4 protein-coding genes are annotated in these 3,327 nt (G+C 61.1%); 1 reads left to right on the top strand and 3 read right to left on the bottom strand.

Annotation, left to right across the window (positions count from 1 at the left end; genetic code table 11):
- Window positions 1-510, bottom strand: a 510-nt coding sequence (locus tag EOD07_RS27770; RefSeq protein WP_164772592.1) for a DUF502 domain-containing protein, incomplete at its 3' end; no start/stop codon positions are given.
- Between the two features lie 83 nt (window positions 511-593).
- A complete protein-coding gene (locus EOD07_RS27775) occupies window positions 594-893 on the bottom strand; it encodes a HigA family addiction module antitoxin (RefSeq protein WP_041008836.1) in 300 nt (99 codons plus the stop codon).
- Window positions 894-1,164: 271 nt separating this feature from the next.
- Between EOD07_RS27775 and EOD07_RS27780 the strand changes: the two genes are divergently transcribed.
- Window positions 1,165-1,452 (top strand): GIY-YIG nuclease family protein, encoded by a 288-nt coding sequence (locus EOD07_RS27780; protein WP_127237665.1) that lies wholly within the window; start codon window positions 1,165-1,167, stop codon window positions 1,450-1,452.
- A 123-nt stretch (window positions 1,453-1,575) separates the two neighbouring features.
- Here the strand turns inward: EOD07_RS27780 and glmS are convergent.
- On the bottom strand, window positions 1,576-3,327 hold a 1,752-nt coding region (gene glmS / locus EOD07_RS27785; RefSeq protein WP_127237666.1), incomplete at its 5' end, for a glutamine--fructose-6-phosphate transaminase (isomerizing).

Genomic DNA, 3,327 nt, shown 5'->3' on the forward strand with positions numbered 1-3,327 from the left:
GGGCATGAAGACCGCGATCAGCGGATCGCCTTCCTGGTCGAGCTTCTGGTTGATCTCGGTTTCCTTCTCGCTGGCGACGAAAACCAGCGACCAGACGCCCTTGCGCGGATATTCGACCAGCCCGACCTGGCGGAACATGTCGCCCTTGTTCGACAGCACCGTCTCGAAGATCTGCTTCAGCGAGCCATAGATGCCGCGCACCAGCGGCATGCGGCCCAGCAGCCGCTCGCCGAAATTGACGATGGCGCGGCCGACGATGTTGGCCGTCAGGAAGCCGATCAGCGTGATCAGCACCAGCGCCACGATCAGCCCGAAGCCGGGCACCGGGAACGGCAGATAAGTATCGGGATTGTAGCGGACCGGAATATAAGGCTTCACCCAGGAATCGACCCAGCCGATGAGCGACCATGCGATATAGGCGGTGATCGCCAGCGGCGCGCAAACGACGAACCCTGTCAGGAAATAATTCCTCAGCCGGGTCATGCCAGAGGTCTTAAGGGCGTCGGACATGGGTTCACCGCGGCGCAGGTTGCGTCGCCAAGATTAATGAACCGCGGGCCGGTTTGGAACTGCGAAGTTTTTAAAGAGCGCGCTTATGCGGCTGCGTCCAAAGGCACGATCTTCTCGAGTTCCGACGCTATTTTCCTCGCTTCGGTCTCCAGCTCGTAGGACTTCTGGAAATTCATCCAGAACTCAGGCGTGGTATTGAAGAACCTGGCGAGACGAAGCGCAGTATCCGGCGTAAGACCAACCTCTTCCTTGACGATGCGCTCGATCCGCGTACGCGGAAGGTTCAGCTTCTTCGCCAGCGCACCAGCACTCATGCCGAGCGGTACCAGATACTCTTCACGCAGGAACTCTCCCGGATGGATAGGACGTGCGAACTTGAGCATAGCTCAGTATCCTCAAAGGGTTAGGGCGAGTGCCCGCTCGCATCATGTATCATGCTATGGTACAAAGCCAACTGCAAACCAGAGCTCTTCGTGTTCCAAATGGGAGTTGCTTCCGTTCGCGATTAGCCGAGACATCCATCCCTTCGTCATCCACGGGCGAAGCAAGGAGCGAAGCGACGCGCGCAGACCCGAGGATCCATTCCGTGACTTCGGCCTGAGGATGCAACCCATCAGAATAGGCACCTGATCATCCCTCCGTTATGCTTTACCCATGACGGGCTATGTCTACATGACTGCGAGCAAGAAGCGCGGCACCATCTACACCGGTGTCACAAATGACCTCGGCCGTCGGATGCCGGAGCACAGATCCAGCGAAGGCTCGCGCTTTACCGGGCGCTACGGCGTGCAGCGTCTGGTCTGGTACGAGGAATATTTCGACATCCGCGACGCGATCCAGCGCGAAAAATCGCTGAAACGCTGGCCGCGCCAATGGAAAATCGAACTGATCGAGAAGACCAATCCGGAATGGTTCGAGCTTTTTCGCGGGACCGGGTGGTAGCGCCTAATTCTGTACCGCTTTGATCCGCCGCAAACGTCACGGAATGGATCCTCGGGTCTGCGCAGGAGCTTTGCTCCTGCTCCGCCCGTGGATGACGAAAAAGATGGAACGAAGGTGACGGCGCTACTCCACCGTCACTGACTTCGCCAGATTGCGCGGCTGGTCGACGTCGGTGCCCATGAACACGGCGGTGAAATAGGCCAGCATCTGGATCGGCAGGGCGTAGATGATCGGCGAGATGATCTCCGGCACCTCGGGCAGGATGATCGTCTCCATCGTCTTGATGCCCGCCTGCGCGGCGCCCTTGGCGTCGGTGATCAGGATGATCTTGCCGCCGCGCGCCGCCACTTCCTGCATGTTCGACACCGTCTTTTCGAAGATGCGGTCATGCGGCGCGATCACGATCACCGGCATGTTCTCGTCGATCAGCGCGATCGGTCCGTGCTTCAGTTCGCCGCCCGCATAGCCCTCGGCATGGATATAGGAAATCTCCTTGAGCTTCAGCGCGCCTTCCATCGCCAGAGGGAAATTGGTGTCGCGGCCGAGATAGAGCACGTCCTTGTAGCGCGAGAGCTCGCGCGAGATGCGTTCGATCTGCTCGTCGAGCTTCAGCACCTGGGTAGCGAAGCGCGGCGCTTCTGAAAGCTCGCGTACCAGCTGCTTTTCCTGATCCGGCGAGATGGTGCCGCGCGCGACGCCCGCCCGGACCGCGAGGGCAGCCAGGACGGAGAGCTGACACGTAAACGCCTTGGTCGAGGCGACGCCGATCTCCGGGCCGGCAAGCGTCGGCAGCACGACGTCGGATTCACGCGCCATGGTCGATTCGCGCACATTGACCACGGCGCCGATCTTCATGCCGGCCTTGCGGCAATAGCGCAGCGAAGCCAGCGTGTCGGCGGTCTCGCCCGACTGCGAGATGAAGAAGGCCGCGTCATTGGCCGACAGCGGCATCTCGCGGTAGCGGAACTCCGAAGCGACATCGATATCGACCGGCAATCTCGCATAGCGCTCGAACCAGTATTTCGAAATCAGCCCGGCGAGATAGGCGGTGCCGCAGGCCGAAAGCGCCAGGCGGCCGATCGTGGCAAAGTCGAACGGGAGTGCCAGCGGCTTCGACTTGCCGGAAACGAAATCCACATAATGCGCCAGCGTGTGCGAGATCACCTCGGGCTGCTCATGGATTTCCTTTTCCATGAAATGCCGGCGGTTGCCCTTGTCGACCATGAAGCTGGTCGACAGCGACTGCTGGCGCTTGCGGTCGACCTTGTTGCCGTCGATGTCGTAGATGGTCACGCTTTCGCGACGCACCACGGCCCAGTCGCCGTCCTCGAGATAGGTGATTGAGTTGGTGAAGGGCGCCAGCGCGATGGCGTCGGAGCCCAAAAACATCTCGCCCTCGCCATGGCCGACGGCCAGAGGCGGACCGTTGCGGGCGCCGACGATCAGGTCCTCGTCGCCCTTGAACATGATCGCCAGCGCGAAGGCGCCGGAAAGCCGCTTCAGCGCCGCATGCGCGGCTTCCACCGGCTGCAGTCCCCTGGCGAGCTCGCGCGCCACAAGATGCGCGACGACCTCGGTGTCGGTCTGCGAGGAGAACGTGTAACCGTCGCGGGTAAGTTCGTCGCGCAGCTCTGCGAAATTCTCGATGATGCCGTTGTGGACGATGGCGACGCCGTTGGAAAAATGCGGATGCGCGTTGGTCTCGTTGGGAACGCCATGCGTTGCCCAGCGCGTATGGCCGATGCCGATCGTGCCCTCGAGCGGCTCGTCCTTCAGCCGCCGTTCGAGGTTGATGAGCTTGCCTTCGGCACGGCGCCGGCCAAGCTCGCCCCTCTCGATGGTGGCGACGCCGGCCGAGTCATAGCCGCGATATTC

The organism is Mesorhizobium sp. M2C.T.Ca.TU.002.02.1.1 (assembly GCF_003997225.1).

Coding starts and splice junctions, on each gene's coding strand:
- EOD07_RS27775 (WP_041008836.1), bottom strand. CDS start 893: ATGCTCAAGTTCGCACGTCCTATCCATCCGGGAGAGTTCCTGCGTGAA.
- EOD07_RS27780 (WP_127237665.1), top strand. CDS start 1,165: ATGACGGGCTATGTCTACATGACTGCGAGCAAGAAGCGCGGCACCATC.